The organism is Salinicoccus cyprini, assembly GCF_007713705.1.
GTDB lineage: Bacteria > Bacillota > Bacilli > Staphylococcales > Salinicoccaceae > Salinicoccus > Salinicoccus cyprini.
In genome coordinates, this window is sequence record NZ_VMSJ01000005.1 from 152549 (window position 1) to 170653 (window position 18105).

Sequence of the window (18105 nt, forward strand, 5' to 3'; positions counted from 1 at the left end):
GGCTGAGAGACACAGAAACGTTCCGGGATTCCCGGAACGTTTCTTTATTTCTTCACTTTTATCTCTTCGTATTTCTGGAACCATTCCGGGAATGTCTTTTTGAAGACGACCGGTTTGAACTCGTCATCGACCTTCTTGACGACAATGAGCGTCGTCTTCGCTTCCGTACATACCTCACCGGCACCATTGACGATCTCATAGCCATATACAGTCTTGATGCCGGTATTCTCTTCGATCCATGTGCGTACAAAGGCACGATCCCCATACTTCAATGCTTTTTTATAGGTCACATCGACATTGTATACAGGCGCAAAATATCCCGCCCGCTCCATGGCAACATAGTCGTATCCGATATCCTCGATCAGCTGCATGCGTCCGAGCTCCAGCCACTTTACGTAGTTGCCATGATAGATGACACCCATCATATCCGTATCGGCGTACATGATCTGTATTTCCTTTTCTGCAACGTAACCCTGTTCCATCCTATTCTACCTTTCTTTATGTCGTTTCATCCTGCTCATCACGAGCATCTGGAATATATTGTACTACAATTGACCAGGACAGATGTATCGTCTGCCTGCATCTCGATACCATTCATCATCGTTTGATTTTACGCTTGCCTTTTCTATAGAAATTCTTCAGTATGTCACGCAGTGCATCGACGGAACGTACGTCACTATGGCTTCGCCACTGGACCCACTCGAGGGCGAGCAAACAGAGCAGCAGCCAGACTGTACCTGCACTGTAGCCGGCCAGAACATCACTTGGAAAATGGGCGCCCAGATAGATGCGGCTCGTACCGATCAGAAGAATCAGAATACTTGCGGCGATCAATGTAAGTATGACCACCAGTCTTTTCCGAGTGCGCCTGATAATGATATAGACGACAAAGCCATAAAAAACCAGAGCGCCCAGCGAGTGGCCACTTGGGAAGCTGAAACCGGTTGCATCTATTGCTTCATTGATGCTCGGCCGGTTTCTCCCGTAAAACTGCTTGAGCAGTGTTGTCAGCAGGGCCCCGCCTCCCATTGTAATGATGAAGAAAACAATCCCCCACTTATCTCTCGGTTTTACCCAGAGATAGAGAATGGTAATGGCTGACAGAGTTCCGAGGAACCAGACAGCCCCGAGTTCTGTAATGATGATATAAATGGTATCAAGTGGAGGGGCTGCTATCGAATCAAAGAAGCCGACGATGGTGTTATCAAAGCTTTGCAGTTCTTTTTCCAGAAGTTCATCGGATAATTCTGCAAACAGCCATAGAAAAAAGATGGCTGTACTTAACCCGATCAGCAGCACCAGTATAGGAAAACTTGTGTTTTTATTTTTTTGCTCCATAACGTAATCCCTCACCGTCATATGATATCTGTATTCTTATGCCTCTTTGCATCTACATTGCACGTTCGTTCCTATCCAGGACTGTACCCTGCTGAGACGGAGGGAAACTTTTCATGATGGTGTGATGTCTACCGTATTGATGATTTCCACATAGGAAGCATGGGAAATTCTTTCCGATTGAGGGTATCCGGTGTTCTATAGTGATTGACAAAAATAGTTTGCTTCTATATAGTTAGTTAGGCTAACTAATCGAATGGAGTGTTCCAATGAATATCGAGCAGAGATTTTTTGATGTCTACATGGAAATCTACCGGCCCTATATCAATCGGGCGAACCGCATACTTTCCGCCTATGATCTCTACAGCTCCCAGTGGCTGATCCTTAAGGATATAGAGAAGCACGGAAAGACGTCTGCTGTGGATGTCAGCCGACGCCGGGGAATTGAGAAACCGACGGCGACGAAAGTGATCAAGCATCTGCTGGAGCTGGGCATTATCGAATCGAATCCGGGCGAGGACCGCCGGATCAAGCATTTGACGATGACTGGATCGGGGGAAGCGCTGTTCAAGGAGGTCCGGGCGAAAATGAATGAACTGCAGCGTGAAGTACTTGGCGATTTCGATCATGAAGAGCTCGAGCGCCTGATAGATGGACTGGAACGTATCAAACTGTAGAAAGGAAGTGCTATTTTGGCAAAAAGTGAATATATGGGTGATCGGATATGGACGAAGGAATTCATCGTCATATTTTTCTATCACTTCATCGTTTTATTTTCAATGTATGTATCCATAGTCACAATCGGTAATTATGCAATCGAGCAGTATGGCGCGAGTTCAAGTACGGCCGGGCTGGTCTCGAGTATTTTCATCATCGGTGTGCTTGCCGGACGTATCGTGACAGGCCCCCAGATCAACCGTCTGGGTGCCCAGAAGATCTTGTATATCGGAGCGGCTCTGTTTTTCATCACCTATATCCTCTACTTCATCAATGGGGGACTCGAGCTCCTGATTGCGGCACGCTTTCTGAATGGTTTTGCGACGGGGCTGATCAGTACGTCGGTCAATACGCTGGCGACCATCTCCGTGCCTGAAAACCGCAGAGGGGAGGGCATCAGCTATTTCAGTCTGAGTTTTGTGCTTGGTTCGGCCATCGGGCCGTTTCTCGGCTTCCTGATGCTTGAAGTGATGACTTTCAATACACTGCTCATCATCGTCGGTATTGCGGTATTCCTCGGCACCTTGCTGCTGCCGGTTGTTAAAACGAACAATATCGTCAAAGGTGACCAGAAGCCGGCCGGCAAATTCAGAGTGATCGATCGCGATGCGATGCCGATGGGGCTTACGGCACTGTTCATGGGGCTTGCCTATGCGTCCATCCTGTCATTCCTCAATCTGCATGCCATCGAGATTGATCTTGTCACTGCGGCAAGCTTCTTCTTCCTCGTGTATTCTGCAGCAATCATGATGACACGGCCGTTCACAGGAAAGATTCTCGATCAGAGGGGCGCCAATATCATCCTTTATCCGGCGTTCATCCTTATGGCAGTGGGATTCTTTACACTCGGCAATGCGACGACAAGCCTCGTGCTGCTGCTTGCTGGAGCACTGATCGGATTCGGATTCGGCAACTTCCAGTCCGTTGCTCAGGCCGTATGCGTCAACTTGGCATCACGGGAGAACGTCGGACTAGCAACATCGACCTACTTCATCATGCTCGAAGTCGGACTTGGGTTCGGACCGTTCTTCCTGGGGCTTCTGGTCCCTTCGTTAGGATACGGCGGACTCTACCAGTTCCTCGTCCTGTCGATACTGGTGGCCATGATCATCTACTTCGTCGTCTATGGCCGTCATGAAAACCGCAGGAGACGAGTGTCCGAGGAGAACGGATTAGAATAGATGCGAAGACGAAGAAAGCGGTCGGAACACTGGTTCCGGCCGCTTCTTTTACATGTAGTAGAGTGTAAATTCAAGGTCCTTCTGAAGATGGGTGACAATCAGCTGCCTCGCAGTTTCGCCATCCCTGTCCTCGATTGCCTGGACAATTTTTTCATGCTCATCCAGCAGTTCGGGCCGCTGCTTCTGAACGACCGTCCGGCTGAACAGGTAGATAGTGGAATTCAGCCGATCATACGTCTCGGACAGGAAGGGGTTTCTGATTGCCCGCACCAGCTTATCGTGAAATTTCTTGTTCGCAGCCAGCGTAAGTGAATCATCGCCGTCTTTCGCCTGCTTTATATAGTTTCGCAGTTCCTTCAGGTCCTCCTCCACAAAAAGCAGCACTGCCTTCTCCACAGCATGGGATTCAATCAGGATGCGCATTTCAAAAAGGTTCCGATAGTCTTCAGGTGAGGGCGTATATACATATCCGTCTTTGACCAGATACTCGAATTCAAGCTGCTTCAGCACTTCACGGATCGGCGTCCTGCTGACGTCATACATTTTCGCGAGTTTGATTTCCGTCAGTTTTTCCTTCTTATCGAACGTGCCATTCAATATATCTTCCCGCACTTTTTCGTACAGTGTTCTCTCCTGATTCATTTCCTCACCTCGTTAAAAATGATTATACAGGAAAAAAATAAAGTGTTAAATGTATACATTTTTAATATTATGGTATACAATACTTTTTAAGTAAACGTTTCCAAAGGAGAGTATATTATGAAAATTGGATTTATTGGCCTTGGCATCATGGGTGCCCCGATGGTCAGGAACTTGCTGGAACAAGAATATACGGTGATGGTGAACGATCTGAACAAGGCGGCCGAGGAGAAGGTTGTCGGATATGGTGCAACCGCAGTCGGTAGCCTTCGGGAAATGGCGGAGCAGGCGGAAGCAATCATCACGATGCTGCCGAACGGCGCCATTGTAAAGAGTGTGCTGTTCGAAGGAGAGGATGCACTCTATCCCCATCTGAAAGCGGGACAGTACCTGCTCGATATGAGCTCCCTCGCTCCGACGGATTCCATTGAAATAAACAATCGACTCTCTGAAAAAGGCGTCATCTTTGCAGACGCACCGGTCAGTGGTGGAGAGGCACTGGCCATCACCGGGGAGCTTTCCGTCATGATGGGCTGCGACGAAGTGCATTTTGAAAAGCTGAAGGAAGCAGCTGCGCCGATGGCGAAATCCATCATCAGAGTAGGGGACGTCGGTGCCGGCAGCACAGTGAAGCTGGCCAATCAGATCATCGTCAACACGAATATTGCGGCACTGTCGGAAGCGGTTGTTCTCGCTAAAAGCTTCAATATCGACCTCGATGCGATGTTCGAAGCCATCAGAAACGGTCTTGCGGGATCAAGCGTCATGGAAGCCAAGTTTCCGAAGATGATTGCAGAGAACTACGAACCAGGCGGTACCATCAACATCAACTACAAGGATCTGCATAACGTCACGACGACGAGCGACCAGGAGAAGATCACGTTGCCGCTCACAAACATGGTGAAGGAAATGTACAAGTCGGAAATCATCAACGGCAACGGCATGAACGACCATTCGGGCGTCATCAAATATATTGAAAGAATCAACGGGAAGCAGGGATGAAGATGAACTGGGACATAGTGAACGAAGCAGCGGACTGCAGCACGGAAAGAGATTTCGAAAGCTTCGACTATAAGGTTGTCGTCCTCGATGATGATCCGACAGGAACACAGACCGTCAAGGACCTGAACGTCTATACTGCCTGGGACGAATCACTTGTCCGGGATGGCTTCCAGTCCGACAACAGCATGTTCTATATCATGACCAACTCACGGGCACTGTCCGAAGCCGAGACAGTCAAAGTGCATGAGGAGATCACCCATGTGCTTGAGAAGGTATCGGAAGCACTCGACCAGCCCTACCTCATCATCAGCAGGGGAGATTCGACGCTCAGAGGCCATTCCTACATTGAGCCGAAAACCATCAGTGACGCGAGCCCGGACGGATTTGACGCGGTATTCCATATTCCTGCATTCTTCGAAGGTGGCCGCTATACGTACCAGGGTGTGCACTATCTGAAAGAGGGTGAATCGTTCATACCTGTTCATGAAAGCGAATTCGCAAATGATTCGACGTTCGGTTTTGATGCAGCTACCATGCAGCAGTACGTTGCCGAGAAGAGCGGCGGCGCCATCGATGCGGACCAGGTGAAGCATATAGACCTCGACATGCTCAGAGGATGCGATGATGCACAGTTGCTGGAATTCATCGATGCACTGTCGGATTTCGACCAGGTGGTTGTGGATGCCGCGAACGACAAGGATCTCGAGTTCTTCACTTCTGTCCTGATGGATTATCTGAACCGTGAAGATAAGAAGTTCATATTCAGAACAGCCGCCTCCTTCGTCAAATCGATCTGTGCCACACCGGGAGAAGTTTTGGACCAGTCCCGTATGACGGATCCGAAAGATGCACAGGGCGGCATCATCGTCGTCGGCTCCCACGTCAAAAAGACGACCGAGCAGCTCGAACAGCTGATCAGCCACTCTGACATTGAAGTATTGGAATTCGATGTCGCTGAAGTACGGGATATGGACGGCCTCACCGACTATGTCGAGAATCAGAGGAAACAGGCGGAGAAACTGATCGAGCAGGGCAGGGATGTTGTCATCTATACATCCCGGGAGCTGATCAGAACGGAAGACAGGGAAGAAAGTTTGAGAATATCGAAGCGGATTTCGGAAAGTCTGGTTGAGATCGTTTCAAGCCTTGAAATAAAACCGAGATTCATCATCGCAAAAGGCGGCATCACGTCCAGTGACCTTGCGACTATCGGACTCGGCGTGAAGAAAGCGCGGGTACTCGGGCAGGCGGAAAAAGGCATCCCGGTCTGGCTGACGATGGCGGAGTCGAAGTATCCTGATATGCCGTATATCGTCTTCCCGGGTAATGTCGGGGACGCCGGCACACTGCTTGATGTCTACAGAAAACTGGATAGGGGAGAATAAATAGATGCTGTTGATTCTATTCATACTTGCACTTGCAGTACTGTTTCTACTGATATTGAAATTCAAGATTGAACCGTTTATTGCATTGCTGATTGTATCATTCGGTCTGGCACTTGCTGTCCGCATACCGATCAGTGAAGCGTCATCCATCATTGCCGACGGCTTCGGCAGCACGCTGGCCGGTGTCGGTATTCTGATCGGACTCGGCATTGTCTTCGGCCAGTTTCTCGCGAAAGCGGGCGCTGTGGAGAAGATAGCAGAAGGTATCCTTTCCATGACCGGTTCCAAAAAATCACCCGCAGGGCTTGCGCTGACTGGTACCATCGTCTCCATTCCTGTATTTTTCGATGCGGCATTCGTCATTCTGAACAAGGTGATCAGAAGTCTCAGCACGAGAACGGGCATTGCCCGGATCACTTTTGTAACCGCTCTCGCAGTCGGTCTGATCGTCTCCCACAGCATGGTCATTCCGACACCAGGGCCTCTGGTTGTCGCAGAAAACGTCGGAGTCGACCTCGGCATCTTCCTGATTGCAGGCATATTTGTCGCTGTCGTGGCGACGCTTGTCGGCGGCTACGGCTACGGCATGTTCATCGGCAGAAGGATGAAGAGTGAAACAGTCGAGGAGGAAGACGAAATGGAGGCTGAGCCGGAAGCACGCGCTCCGGCCAAGCAGATCTCAAAGACCCTTTCCTTCGGACTGATTGCCCTGCCGATCGTGCTGATACTGAGCAACACACTGGCCCAGCTTTTCATTCCGGATAATCCACTGTCGTCGTTCTTTGCATTTGTCGGCGATAAGAATGTGGCGCTCCTGATTGCCGTACTCGTTGCGCTGATTGTATTGAAACCCTATATCGCAGGTCCATACAAGACACAGTTCAACCAGTCCATGCAGGACGCCGGCAGCATACTGCTGATCACAGGCGCCGGCGGGGCATTCGGTGCAGTCATCAATGCCAGCGGCATGGGTGACTACCTCATCGAAATGATGAGCAGCTGGAATATACATATCCTATTGCTTGCTTTCATTTTCACACAGATACTCAGAGCATCTCTCGGCTCTGCGACAGTCGCACTGGTGACGACTTCAAGCATACTCGGCCCGCAGATCGCAGATCTCGCAGTATCCCCGGTACTGCTCGCACTCGCCATCTGTTCAGGCGCAATCGGCCTGTCGCTGCCGAACGACTCCGGCTTCTGGGTCGTCAACCGTTTCGGCAGACTGACAGTGACACAGACACTGCAGGCATGGTCCCTCGGTGGATTCGTTGCCGGACTGACAGGTCTTGGACTTGTCTATGTCATGTACTTCATCACCCAGCTGGTGTAGAGGTTCATAGTAGATTGAATAAAAAAGCAATCATGGTATCTCGATTCCGAGACTATGATTGCTTTTTGCTGTTTATGACTACCCTTTATTCCTGATTGAAAGGACATACTGTGCATTTGAAATCAGGAGTATGCTTCCGATAAGCAGCATGCCGATAATCTGTGCATTTCCGGTCGCAACGGAGTACACCATCAGAATGACCAGTGACATGAACAGGAGGGCTGATGTGCTGGCAAATGCCTTGTACAGTCCATTCAGCATGACATGACGTTCACCATCATCAGATACGGCCAACAGTTTGTCGGCATATCTGGCATCTGATATTTCAGGAAGGTTTCGCTCAGGGTAGAGTTGTTTCGGAAGTTTGGATGTGAATATCTGAAAAGCAAACGACAGACAGAACAGCACCAGGCTGCTGATTACGAACCAGAGCGGCATTTCACTGATTACACCGAGACCCATTGCGAGAAAACTCAAGATGATTGAAGAATGGGTGGCCAGTGAAAGGTCGGAGAACTTCCTGTACTTGTACTGCTCCCTCAAATCTTCATCCATATCTTCATCCTTAGCCGTCCCTTTCAGCTGAAAGTATCCAATGATGCTGAGAACAACTGTAATGATAGCGAGTACAAACACTGTCATATTAAGCCATCGGCTATCCAGGTTGATCTGATTCAAAATATCGGTAAACATTACTGTGTAGGCGACAATAAATCCTCCGGCAGCATAAAGCAGCAGTTTCAGGGCGTATTTCATTTAAAGTTCCTCCTCATCGAATATGAAAATCTCTTCTATCGGTTCGTCGAAGATCTTTGCAAAGCGTTTGGCGATCAATAGGGAAGGGATGTATTCCTCACGCTCGATCAGGCTGACGGTCTGTCTCGAGATCCTGGCACGCTTTGCCAGTTCCGTCTGATTCAGACCATGGCGCGCACGCAATTCCTTCAGTCGTGTTCTCATCATTTCACCTCTCGACTCAAATATATAATATTATTGTCAAAATGACAAGTATATTTGTCAAAATAAAAAGCAGGACACTCGACACAATTATATTCTGAATCTTATGATATAATGCGTGGGAAACCTGTTTTTACAATGGAGGGAAAAGGCATGAAACTATTGACGTTTTATAGTGAAGGACAGCTTAAACCTGGCGTACTGACAGATAGGGGCATTCTGGATATTTCGGGCTCCTATCCAACCATGATTGAAGCCATAGAACGTTATAGGGGACTGGATGAATTTCTGGAGTTCGCACTGGAGGAGGAGTCCGACTTCTTTCTCGAGCCAAGGCACGCAGCACTCGGTCCAGCTATCGACTGTGCAGAGAAAATCATCTGTGTCGGCCTCAACTACAGGAAGCACGCAGAGGAGTCCGGCATGCCTGCTCCCGACTATCCGATACTTTTCAGCAAGTATCGCAACAGCCTGTCCGGGAGCGGGGAAGCCGTCGGCATCCCGCTTGAGGCGGAACAGGTGGACTACGAGGCGGAACTGGCCATCGTCATTGGAAAAGAAGCGAAGAACATCACCGAAGAAGAGGCGGAGGACTACATTTTCGGCTACTGTGCGGCCAATGACCTGTCCGAAAGGTCCTTCCAGTTCAGGAGTGGACAGTGGCTGCTTGGTAAAAGTCTGGATGGGTTCTGTCCACTCGGACCCTATATCGTCACTGCGGATGAAATCGAAGACCCGAACAAGCTACGCATCCGCCTGAGCGTGAATGGGGAGGTCCGGCAGGATTCCAACACCAACGATATGATTTTCAAATGCGAAACACTGGTCAGCTACATCTCCCACTACATGACGCTGAAACCGGGGGATATCATTCTGACAGGCACACCGGAAGGCGTGGCGCTCGGCTATCCGGAAGATAACCGGCCGTGGCTACGGGATGGCGATGTGGTCACAGTGGAAATCGAGGATCTCGGCAGTCTAATCACGCATATGGAGGATGAGTAGGATGCATCATGTCATTCATAATGTGCAATTCTTTGATGGCTATGGATTGCGCCTTGGAAACGTTGAGGTACAGGACGGTCGGATTGCTGCGGTGGATAGTGATCGGCAGACCGGCAATGACATCGACGGTACGGGGAAGTTCCTGTTTCCGGGTCTGGTCGACATGCATACACACATCACTCCGGCGAGTGCCAGACACTATCTCGCTTCCGGCGTGACGACGGTACGGAATACAGCCGGCAATTTTGAAATCATTAAAGCGATGGACAGAATCGCCCCGGCAGTCCACGCCACGTACCGCATGATTGATGGAGACCCTGGACTGTGGGGACCGACTTCCTACGGTAATATTTCGACAAACGATGCAGAGGAAGCAAGACGTGGTGTCGATGAGCTCCATGCGCAGGGTGCTGGATTCGTGAAAGTCTATGGCAATATCCAGGAAGACGTCCTTGCTGCGGTTGTTGAGCAGGCACATGGTTATCGCCTGCCCGTCGCTGCCGACTTTATTCATTCTAAAATGATTGATGGGGTGAAGGCGGCCAGAGTGGGTATCGACTGGCTGGAACATGCCTCCGGCATTCTGCAAAGTCTCTATCCAGCATTTCATTCGCAGTTGTCAGACGAAGAATTTGAAGCAGTAGCGGCTGAACCGCTGGATGAGGAAAGGCTTGATGAAGTGCTTGGTATGCTGCTTGATGCCGACGTCAAACTGGTGCCGACACTGACGCTGTACCGCCATCTCGCCGAAGGGAAGCAGTTTGCAGCCTCTGCCATTGCAGCGTCGAAACAGCTGTCAATGCTCGAGATGGATGACAATTTTGAAATAAAAGCCCAGTTCGAATCTATTGCGCCGCATGTCACAAAGGAGATGCAGAGACGAGAGAAATGGGCCTACGAGAAAGTAGGAGTTATTGCGCAGCGTTATATGGATATTGGGGGTGAAATATATATCGGCACCGATGCACCGGCCGGCATATGGAACTATCCTGGTATTTCATTGATTGAGGAGATGCTTGAATTCGAAGCACTCGGACTGCCACGGAATGACGTCATCAGAAAGGCGACGGAAGAAGCGTGTGCGAGTATCGGCTATGAGAATAAAGGCCGTATTGCTCGAGGATATGACGCGGATCTTGTGCTGCTTGATAAGAATCCCCTGGATGATCTGACACATCTGCTGTCTGTCCATACCGTCATCAGAGCCGGCGAAATACATAGGTTGGAGGATATTTATTCCCATACGATAGACCGTGATGCACTCATGCAACTTTTCGAAAAGGTCGCAGCCAAATATGGGGGCGAGGTGTGACTTTCGTGCCCCGCTTCCATTCATCTGGTGCCGCTTGCGAGGGCAGCCGCACAAAAATGCCCTGCTCGGTTGAGCAGGGCATTCATTTTCAAGGCTAGTCTGCCTGCATGCCGCCATCAACGTTATACATTGAGCCGGTGACGAATGAGGCGTCATCAGAGGCGAGGAAGTAGACGACTTTCGCGACTTCCTCCGGTGTGCCGAAGCGGCCGAATGGAATGCCGGCCTTGATGGCTTCTCCGGATTTCTCAGGTTCTCCGGGTGACAGGTTGTTCTGGATGTCTGACAGCATGTCTGTATCAATGGCTGCAGGTGCAACGGCATTGACGCGGATATTATTCCCGGCAGCTTCAAGTGCAGCGGTCTTTGTCAGCCCTGCGACTGCGTGCTTCGATGCGATATAGGCCGGCATGCCTGCCGAGCCGATGTAGGCTGCATTTGACGCGGTATTTACAATACTGCCGTAGTCCTGCTTCTCCATCTGCCGTATGACATGTTTCATGCCGAGGAAGACACCGGTTGTATTGATGCTCATCACCAGGTCGAAATCCTTCTTCGGCAAGTCCTTGATCTCCTTGAACGGTCCGTTGATGCCAGCATTATTGAAGAAAATATCAATTTTGCCAAACGTATCGACTGTTTCCTTTACATAGTTCTCAACTTCATCTTCATTTGTTACGTCCGCTTTGATCAGATGGATGTCGTCACTGCCGAGATTTTCCTTCGCACTTTCGAGGGCATCCATGTTCACATCGACAAGTACTACCTTTGCCCCACCATCGAGAAACCGTTTCGCTGCTGCCTGACCGATTCCACCTGCACCACCAGTAATAAGTACAATATTGTCCTGCATGTTCTGCCTCCTAAATAGTGTGTATAATTACAATATAAAGAAAGCGATTACAAAATACAATCGATACGCTTCGGGAAATCTCACCAGGCAGACCATTTGATTTACGGCAGTCTGAAGCCCAACATGGAACTATAAAAACAAGGAGGCGAATGGAATGAATGTACTGGTTATCGGCGCAAACGGCCAGATTGGTAGAATTGTTGTGGATAAGCTGAAGGAAAGTGAACACGAACCGATCGCAATGGTCCGCAAGGAGGCACAGGCGGAAGCGTTCCAGAACAAAGATGTAAAGACGGTGCTTGGCGACCTTGAAAAGGATTTCTCCCATGCATTCGAGGGTGTGGATGCAGTGGTATTCACTGCTGGATCCGGCGCGCATACCGGTGCGGACAAGACCATTCTGATCGATCAGGAAGGTGCGATGGAGTCGATAGACCTTGCTGAAAAGCATGGTGTCGAACACTTCGTCATGGTCAGCGGAATGGGTGTTGAGAACCCGAGAGCGGTGGAGGGCAAGATGCGCCCCTATCTGCACGCAAAGCATCGTGCAGACCAATATCTTGAGCAGTCCGGTGTGCCCTATACAATCCTCCGTCCAGGTCGCCTGACAGACGATGCCGGTAAAGGTGCCGTCAACTTCTATGAATATCAGGGGGACGTCGAATATGGTGAAGTACCACGTGAGGATGTTGCCAGCGTGCTGATGGAAATCATCAATACCAAGGCAGAAAACAAACTGTATCCCCTGATTGGTGGCGACACGCCAGTCACTCAAATTCTATAGAACCATGAGACATCCATCCCGGCTTCGGCCGGGATTTTTATTATGGATTATAGAAAACGGTTTCATTATTTAAATAATCAGAAAATGTAGAAAGTTGGGACATAAAGTGTTAATGTATCGGTAATTATACTTTAACCTGATGTTATCATCAGGTACTAAGGAAGGTGAGGCAATGAAACAGAACACACGGGAACCAATTAGAAACTACAAGATCTGGCTTGGCTTTCTCATCATCTTCATTCTGCTCAACCCCTGGTACTTTCCATCCGGAGAGGAACCAGTACTGGTCTTCGGCGTGCCGCTCTGGGCGCTTGTCATCCTTGGCGTCACAGTCATGCTGTCGCTCTATATTACGTATGTCATCCGGTACCATTGGGATATCGAAGACGAACCATCGAGAGAGGAGGAGAAATAGATGGAACTCGCATTTTCCGGTACTTCCGGCATTCTGATCATGCTTTTCTATGGTGTCCTCATGCTGCTGATCGGTGTCGGCACATATATGAGAAATAAAAAAGTACATAGCAGTCTTGAAGAATACTACCTCGGCGGCAGGGGGCTCGGGACACTTGTCCTGTTCTTCACCTTCTTTGCCACACAGTACAGCGGTAACACGGTCATCGGCTATTCGGCAGAAGCCTATCGTGTCGGCTACGCCAACCTGGTCACCATTCCATTCTTCATCATGATCATTCTGGTGTACCTTGTCTTTGCACCCAGAATGTATCGGCTCAGCAAGAAACATGACATCGTGACCCCGGTCGACTTTCTCGAGCTGAAATTCAAGTCGAAAGCAGTCTCCATTCTGGCTGCTATCCTCATGCTGTATGCACTCGGCAACTTTCTGCTCGAGCAGCTGATCGCCATCGGACAGGGTGTGGCCGGACTGACCGGTGGAACCGTGCCATACCAGGCAGGAGTCATCTTCTTCATCGTCATCATGATCATCTACGGCTGGCTCGGCGGCATGCGTTCGGTCGCCTATACCGATACGATGCAGGGCGTGGCTCTTCTGGTCGGCGTCTTCATGCTGCTCATAGGCACCATCGTCTACTTTGGCGGTCTGCCGGCTGCGGGGGACTATATCAGAACTTATTCGCCTGAGAACCTCGGGGTACCGGAAGGCGGTGGCCTCGTCAGGTGGACCAACTTCCTCATCCTGGTCGGCATCGGTGCTGCAGTATATCCGAACGCCATCCAGAGAATATTTTCTGCAAAGAATGAACGGGCACTCAAACGTTCACTCACACAGATGGCATGGATGCCGTTTCTGACAGCGGGCGTCGTATTCGTCATCGGCATTCTCGCCTACACGGCCTTCCCGGATCTCACTGTGGAGGAATCGGAGCAGATCGTCGGCATGATGGCCAGTGCCATCGCCAACGAGAACATCATCTTCTACATTGCCATGGTACTGCTGTTCGGCGGCATCATCGCAGCAATCGTCTCCACTGCGGATTCGGTGCTGCTGACGTTCTCCTCCATCGTCTCAAAGGATATATACGGGCGCTACATCAACCCAGACGCCACCGATAACAGAAAGATACTCGTCGGCAAAGTCATCGGCGTCATCGCGGTCGGATTTCTGCTGGTGATTGCATGGAATCCGCCCGCCACACTGTATCAGGTCTTCCTGCTCAAGCTTGAAATCCTGGTCCAGGTCGCTCCCGCCCTCATACTCGGACTCTACTGGGAGCGCAGCCACGCCAGATCCGTATTCATCGGTATGCTTACCGGTGCACTGCTGGCGGCTGTCTTTACTTTCACAAACCTGACACCTCTCGGCATATTCAGCGGGGTATGGGGATTGATCGCCAACCTCATCATCTATGTCGCCGGCAGCCTCGTTTTCGGCAAGGCACCTGTTCGCCAGGAGGCGGACATGCTGGAAGGGAAGAAGGCGACACAGCCCGTAAGATAGTGGAATAATCATACAGATGGACGCACTCATTCCGATACGGAACGGGTGCGTTTTCATATGGATGGAAATAAATATGTAACCCCTTTCATTTTTTCGTTGACATTCCCTTCAACGCGTATTATATTGAGTATAAGTTCATATATGAGAACATTGTTCACATATAAGAACATTTGAAAAATGAAATCACATACGGAGCGGGGGTGGTGTGATGTCGGTAAAATCTGCAGAAAGAGTACTGGATATTATCGAACATCTGAGCCGCATTGAGGACGGCATTTCACTGATGTCGCTTTCAAAAGAATTGGAAATACCTAAAAGCAGCATGTCCCAGCTCCTCCTGACCATGGTCAACAAAGGATATCTGACGAAATCTGAAGGCAACCTCTACAAACTGGGACATAAGCTGATCATCGCAGGCAACAAGGCGCGCACAAGCAATGATATATACAGTGCCAGCCTGCCGATACTTAAAGAGAAGATCGCATTGACCGGCGGGACTTTATTTCTGGCCATCCGGTCGAGTACTGAAATCATCTATCTGGCCAAAGTGGACAGTGACAATGCTCAGCGGACGACAGCACAGCCCGGCACACGAAAGCCGCTGCATTCGACAGGTCTCGGCAAAGCATTCCTGACTTTCGAAGCGCATGAGATACGGGAGGCTCTGCTGGCACAGATCGACTATCAAAGATTTACTGAGAATACCGTGACGGATGCGGACACATTACGTGCGCAGATGGTCGAATTCGAGCCGCGAGGATATGTCATCGATGACGAAGAGGGCGAGGTCGGCATCTACTGTATCGCCGTTCCCATCTATAACGACGCCGGCAGCATTGTGGCAGCAGTCAGCTGTGCCGGCAGCAAAAGCATGATGCTCGAAAATAAAGACGTGATCGCTGCCCATATCATGGAGGCAGGCAGGGAGATTTCAAAGACCCAAGGATACAACAGCATCTGATCTGAGTTCTATCATTCTGGAAACGAAAAGGCGGTAAATGAAATGTACGTTATTCTAATCGATTCAGGTACGACCAACACCCGCATCAGGATTGTGGACGCGCAGTCCAAAGAAGTCACTGATGCACTGAAGATTGAAGTCGGTGTCAAAAATGCCGCCATGGATAAGAGCAACCGCAATCTGAAAACTGCCATCGAGCAGGGGATGGAAGAAGTGCTCGGGAGGAACAACCTCACTAGGGAGGACATCAGGCATATCATTGCTTCCGGCATGATCACTTCGAACCTCGGTCTCAAGGAAGTGCCGCATGTCGTCGCACCTGCAAAAATTGACGATTTCTCGAGAGGCACCGAGTCGGACGAAATATACGGCATTTTGTGCCACTACATTCCCGGCATGAAGAATAAGGACCTCGATGGCAATGGCAGCATCGAAGATATCCGTGAGATGGATATCATGCGCGGGGAGGAGGTCGAAGTGTTCGGCCTGCTTGAACAGATGGATGTCAGCGGCGCAGGCATCATCATTCTGCCCGGCTCCCATACGAAGTTCGTCAGAGTGAATGAGGACAAGGAACTGGTATCCTGCTTCTCGACGCTCGGGGGCGAACTGGTACAGGCAGTCCAGAGCAATACGATCCTCTCCAGTTCACTCGAAGATGGGCTGATCGACATGCTTGAAACCGATCATCTTGAAAAAGGATACAAGAAGACGCAGACAGAAGGTCTGACCCGATCCCTATTCGGTGTCCGGCTGCTCGATATGTACACGAATACGACCGGCAACCAGCGGGCCAACTACCTGCTCGGTGCCATCTACCATGAAGATATCCAGGCATTGAAATTCTATACGGACGGCCTCGATCTCGACTGGCTGATCGTCGGCGGCTCCGAAATTCTGAAGCACAGCATGACGCATCTGCTTTCACTCGAGTTTACGGATCAGACCATCATCAAGGCGACCGAGGAAGTGGTGGAGCAGTCCTATATCACCGGCTCGCTCCTGATCCATGGCAACCAGTAGCTGATGAATCGCATCTCGTGAAGAAAGCATTTTTAAATCTCAACTGTGGAGGATGGATAATGAAACCAAAAGTCCTGATAATGAAACCGGTACCGGAAGATGTGGAAGCGTTCATCAGTGCGCACTGCGATTATGAAATCTGGAATGAAGCCGGCTCCATGCCGGAAGACATGATGTTCGAGAAGCTCAGTGCGGTGGATGGACTCATGCCAGGGAAGGAAAAGATCGACGGTGCACTGCTCGATCGTGCACCGAACTTGAAGATTGTTTCCAATATCTCGGTCGGCTACGACAACTTTGATACGGATGAAATGAAAAGCCGCGGCATCATGGGTACGAATACCCCGCATGTGCTGGACGAGACCGTTGCCGATACGGCGTTTGGACTGATACTCTCAGCAGCCCGCAAATTATCGATGCTCGACCGCTACGTCAAGAGCGGCCAGTGGAAAGTGAAGAATGAAGAGATTTTTCTCGGCACGGACGTACATCATGCGACACTTGGCATTTTCGGTCTCGGCAGAATTGGAGAGAAGGTCATCCGCCGTGCTGTGAGGGGATTCGATATGAATGTCATCTACCATAACAGGTCACGAAACGAAGCAGTTGAAGAAGAGTATGGCGTCGAATACGTGGGCAAGGAAGAGCTATTGAAGCAATCGGACTTCATTCTGACACTGCTGCCACTGACGGAACAGACAACGAACTACATCTCGCATAAGGAATTCCGACTGATGAAGAAGGATGCATTCCTGATCCATCTGTCGAGAGGCAAAGTGGTGGGTGAAGCGGCTCTGATCCAGGCACTTGAAGAAGGCAGGATTGCAGGTGCCGGGCTCGATGTGTATGAGGCGGAGCCTGTTTCACCCGACAACCCGCTGCTCGACATGGATAACGTGGTTACACTGCCCCACGTCGGTTCGGCGACAAAGCAGACGCGTGACGCCATGGCCATGCGTGCGGCTGAGAATATGGTCCAGGGCCTGAAAGGCGAAAGACCCAAGGATCTGGTGAAGGAACTGGATATACCCGAATAGATGGAATTAAATAAAAGATAGGTGGCGAAATCAATGGCTGTACTTGAAAAGATCAAGGAACATAGGATGATCGGCATACTGCGTGGCTATGATACGGAGGATGCGGTGAAAATCGTCGGTGCACTGGTCCAGAACGACTTCCGGGTCATCGAAGTGGCACTCAACTCCCCGAACGCGAAAGAGACGCTCAAGGCACTGAAGGAGAATTTCGGCAATGAAATTACACTTGGCGCCGGCACGGTGCTGACCGTGGAGGATGCACAGGACTGCATTGATATTGGTGTCGAATTCCTGCTGGCACCGGTCTACGGCGAAGCAGTACTCAAGTTCGCCAATGAACAGGGTGTCCTATATATCCCCGGCTGCTACACGCCGACGGAAATATATGATGCACATATGGCAGGGGCGAAGATGATCAAAGTCTTCCCGGCCGGCCAGCTCAAAGCAAGCTACATCAAGGATGTGCTGGCACCGATGAATGACCTGGTGCTCCTGCCGACAGGCGGCGTGAGTGCGGACAATATCAATACATTTCTTGAAGCGGGGGCAGCAGCAGTCGGCATCAATTCAGCCCTTGTCCCTTCGAATCGCAAAGTCGACGAAGCCCTCGAGATTGAGATCAGCGAGCGTGTCAAAGAACTGAAAGGCAAGGTGGAATAG

General features: G+C 50.2%; 20 protein-coding genes. 14 read left to right on the forward strand and 6 right to left on the reverse strand.

Features of this window, described 5'->3' with window-relative positions:
* Positions 1-44: 44 nt before the first annotated feature.
* Positions 45-482 (reverse strand): acyl-CoA thioesterase, encoded by a 438-nt coding sequence (locus FO441_RS11195; RefSeq protein ID WP_145290121.1) that lies wholly within the window; start codon positions 480-482, stop codon positions 45-47.
* Between the two features lie 115 nt (positions 483-597).
* Positions 598-1338 (reverse strand): phosphatase PAP2 family protein, encoded by a 741-nt coding sequence (locus FO441_RS11200; RefSeq protein ID WP_145290123.1) that lies wholly within the window; start codon positions 1336-1338, stop codon positions 598-600.
* Between the two features lie 266 nt (positions 1339-1604).
* On the opposite strand from FO441_RS11200, the gene FO441_RS11205 reads away from it, so the two are divergent.
* Both FO441_RS11205 and FO441_RS11210 read left to right on the forward strand, forming a co-directional pair.
* Entirely contained in the window at positions 1605-2012 is a 408-nt protein-coding gene (locus tag FO441_RS11205) for a MarR family winged helix-turn-helix transcriptional regulator (protein ID WP_145290125.1), read from the forward strand.
* A gap of 15 nt (positions 2013-2027) precedes the next feature.
* Positions 2028-3233 (forward strand): MFS transporter, encoded by a 1206-nt coding sequence (locus FO441_RS11210; RefSeq protein ID WP_145290128.1) that lies wholly within the window; start codon positions 2028-2030, stop codon positions 3231-3233.
* A 48-nt stretch (positions 3234-3281) separates the two neighbouring features.
* On the opposite strand, the gene FO441_RS11215 is transcribed toward FO441_RS11210, so the two are convergent.
* A complete protein-coding gene (locus FO441_RS11215; RefSeq protein ID WP_145290131.1) occupies positions 3282-3875 on the reverse strand; it encodes a GntR family transcriptional regulator in 594 nt (197 codons plus the stop codon).
* Between the two features lie 117 nt (positions 3876-3992).
* Here FO441_RS11215 and FO441_RS11220 point away from each other — a divergent pair, with 117 nt between their 5' ends.
* From FO441_RS11220 to FO441_RS11230, 3 genes are read left to right on the forward strand one after another with little or no spacing between them, the layout of a single operon-like run.
* On the forward strand, positions 3993-4874 hold the full coding sequence (locus FO441_RS11220; protein ID WP_145290134.1) for an NAD(P)-binding domain-containing protein: 882 nt from the start codon (positions 3993-3995) through the stop codon (positions 4872-4874).
* Positions 4871-6259 carry a four-carbon acid sugar kinase family protein gene (locus FO441_RS11225; protein WP_246095132.1) on the forward strand — a complete coding sequence of 463 codons (1389 nt, stop codon included), beginning with the start codon at positions 4871-4873 and terminating at the stop codon, positions 6257-6259. Before FO441_RS11220 ends, FO441_RS11225 begins: the two co-directional genes overlap by 4 nt.
* 4 nt (positions 6260-6263) lie before the next feature.
* Positions 6264-7592, forward strand: a complete 1329-nt coding sequence (locus FO441_RS11230; protein ID WP_145290139.1) for a GntP family permease — start codon at positions 6264-6266, stop codon at positions 7590-7592.
* Between the two features lie 78 nt (positions 7593-7670).
* On the opposite strand, the gene FO441_RS11235 is transcribed toward FO441_RS11230, so the two are convergent.
* The gene (locus FO441_RS11235; protein ID WP_145290142.1) at positions 7671-8348 is read right to left on the reverse strand and encodes a DUF3169 family protein; all 678 of its coding nucleotides are present in this window, start codon (positions 8346-8348) and stop codon (positions 7671-7673) included.
* A complete protein-coding gene (locus tag FO441_RS11240) occupies positions 8349-8552 on the reverse strand; it encodes a helix-turn-helix transcriptional regulator (RefSeq protein WP_145290145.1) in 204 nt (67 codons plus the stop codon). It abuts the gene before it with no gap.
* Positions 8553-8702: 150 nt separating this feature from the next.
* Between FO441_RS11240 and FO441_RS11245 the strand changes: the two genes are divergently transcribed.
* Together FO441_RS11245 and FO441_RS11250 are read left to right on the forward strand one after the other, a co-directional pair.
* A complete protein-coding gene (locus tag FO441_RS11245) occupies positions 8703-9554 on the forward strand; it encodes a fumarylacetoacetate hydrolase family protein (protein WP_145290148.1) in 852 nt (283 codons plus the stop codon).
* Between the two features lies 1 nt (position 9555).
* A complete protein-coding gene (locus FO441_RS11250; protein WP_186365552.1) occupies positions 9556-10866 on the forward strand; it encodes an amidohydrolase family protein in 1311 nt (436 codons plus the stop codon).
* Positions 10867-10960: 94 nt separating this feature from the next.
* Here FO441_RS11250 and FO441_RS11255 read toward each other — a convergent pair whose 3' ends face one another.
* Positions 10961-11719 (reverse strand): SDR family NAD(P)-dependent oxidoreductase, encoded by a 759-nt coding sequence (locus tag FO441_RS11255; protein ID WP_145290154.1) that lies wholly within the window; start codon positions 11717-11719, stop codon positions 10961-10963.
* A gap of 154 nt (positions 11720-11873) precedes the next feature.
* On the opposite strand from FO441_RS11255, the gene FO441_RS11260 reads away from it, so the two are divergent.
* The 7 genes from FO441_RS11260 to FO441_RS11290 all read left to right on the forward strand — a co-directional run bounded on the left by FO441_RS11260 (position 11874) and on the right by FO441_RS11290 (position 18105).
* Positions 11874-12503, forward strand: a complete 630-nt coding sequence (locus FO441_RS11260; RefSeq protein WP_145290157.1) for an SDR family oxidoreductase — start codon at positions 11874-11876, stop codon at positions 12501-12503.
* A 172-nt stretch (positions 12504-12675) separates the two neighbouring features.
* Positions 12676-12918 (forward strand): hypothetical protein, encoded by a 243-nt coding sequence (locus FO441_RS11265; RefSeq protein ID WP_145290160.1) that lies wholly within the window; start codon positions 12676-12678, stop codon positions 12916-12918.
* Positions 12919-14424: a sodium:solute symporter family protein gene (locus tag FO441_RS11270; RefSeq protein ID WP_145290163.1), complete on the forward strand. Its 1506-nt coding sequence runs from the start codon at positions 12919-12921 to the stop codon at positions 14422-14424.
* Positions 14425-14632: 208 nt separating this feature from the next.
* A complete protein-coding gene (locus FO441_RS11275) occupies positions 14633-15385 on the forward strand; it encodes an IclR family transcriptional regulator (RefSeq protein WP_145290166.1) in 753 nt (250 codons plus the stop codon).
* 42 nt (positions 15386-15427) lie between these two features.
* Positions 15428-16408, forward strand: a complete 981-nt coding sequence (locus FO441_RS11280; protein ID WP_145290169.1) for a 2-dehydro-3-deoxygalactonokinase — start codon at positions 15428-15430, stop codon at positions 16406-16408.
* A gap of 59 nt (positions 16409-16467) precedes the next feature.
* On the forward strand, positions 16468-17445 hold the full coding sequence (locus tag FO441_RS11285; RefSeq protein ID WP_145290172.1) for a 2-hydroxyacid dehydrogenase: 978 nt from the start codon (positions 16468-16470) through the stop codon (positions 17443-17445).
* 33 nt (positions 17446-17478) lie between these two features.
* The gene (locus tag FO441_RS11290) at positions 17479-18105 is read left to right on the forward strand and encodes a bifunctional 4-hydroxy-2-oxoglutarate aldolase/2-dehydro-3-deoxy-phosphogluconate aldolase (RefSeq protein ID WP_145290174.1); all 627 of its coding nucleotides are present in this window, start codon (positions 17479-17481) and stop codon (positions 18103-18105) included.

Excerpts from the sequence above, each read along its gene's own strand:
- FO441_RS11195 (WP_145290121.1), bottom strand. The coding sequence starts at position 482 with ATGGAACAGGGTTACGTTGCAGAAAAGGAAATACAGATCATGTACGCC.
- FO441_RS11200 (WP_145290123.1), bottom strand. The coding sequence starts at position 1,338 with ATGGAGCAAAAAAATAAAAACACAAGTTTTCCTATACTGGTGCTGCTG.
- FO441_RS11205 (WP_145290125.1), top strand. The coding sequence starts at position 1,605 with ATGAATATCGAGCAGAGATTTTTTGATGTCTACATGGAAATCTACCGG.
- FO441_RS11215 (WP_145290131.1), bottom strand. The coding sequence starts at position 3,875 with ATGAATCAGGAGAGAACACTGTACGAAAAAGTGCGGGAAGATATATTG.
- FO441_RS11220 (WP_145290134.1), top strand. The coding sequence starts at position 3,993 with ATGAAAATTGGATTTATTGGCCTTGGCATCATGGGTGCCCCGATGGTC.
- FO441_RS11225 (WP_246095132.1), top strand. The coding sequence starts at position 4,871 with ATGAAGATGAACTGGGACATAGTGAACGAAGCAGCGGACTGCAGCACG.
- FO441_RS11230 (WP_145290139.1), top strand. The coding sequence starts at position 6,264 with ATGCTGTTGATTCTATTCATACTTGCACTTGCAGTACTGTTTCTACTG.
- FO441_RS11235 (WP_145290142.1), bottom strand. The coding sequence starts at position 8,348 with ATGAAATACGCCCTGAAACTGCTGCTTTATGCTGCCGGAGGATTTATT.
- FO441_RS11240 (WP_145290145.1), bottom strand. The coding sequence starts at position 8,552 with ATGAGAACACGACTGAAGGAATTGCGTGCGCGCCATGGTCTGAATCAG.
- FO441_RS11245 (WP_145290148.1), top strand. The coding sequence starts at position 8,703 with ATGAAACTATTGACGTTTTATAGTGAAGGACAGCTTAAACCTGGCGTA.
- FO441_RS11250 (WP_186365552.1), top strand. The coding sequence starts at position 9,556 with ATGCATCATGTCATTCATAATGTGCAATTCTTTGATGGCTATGGATTG.
- FO441_RS11255 (WP_145290154.1), bottom strand. The coding sequence starts at position 11,719 with ATGCAGGACAATATTGTACTTATTACTGGTGGTGCAGGTGGAATCGGT.
- FO441_RS11260 (WP_145290157.1), top strand. The coding sequence starts at position 11,874 with ATGAATGTACTGGTTATCGGCGCAAACGGCCAGATTGGTAGAATTGTT.
- FO441_RS11265 (WP_145290160.1), top strand. The coding sequence starts at position 12,676 with ATGAAACAGAACACACGGGAACCAATTAGAAACTACAAGATCTGGCTT.
- FO441_RS11270 (WP_145290163.1), top strand. The coding sequence starts at position 12,919 with ATGGAACTCGCATTTTCCGGTACTTCCGGCATTCTGATCATGCTTTTC.
- FO441_RS11275 (WP_145290166.1), top strand. The coding sequence starts at position 14,633 with ATGTCGGTAAAATCTGCAGAAAGAGTACTGGATATTATCGAACATCTG.
- FO441_RS11280 (WP_145290169.1), top strand. The coding sequence starts at position 15,428 with ATGTACGTTATTCTAATCGATTCAGGTACGACCAACACCCGCATCAGG.
- FO441_RS11285 (WP_145290172.1), top strand. The coding sequence starts at position 16,468 with ATGAAACCAAAAGTCCTGATAATGAAACCGGTACCGGAAGATGTGGAA.
- FO441_RS11290 (WP_145290174.1), top strand. The coding sequence starts at position 17,479 with ATGGCTGTACTTGAAAAGATCAAGGAACATAGGATGATCGGCATACTG.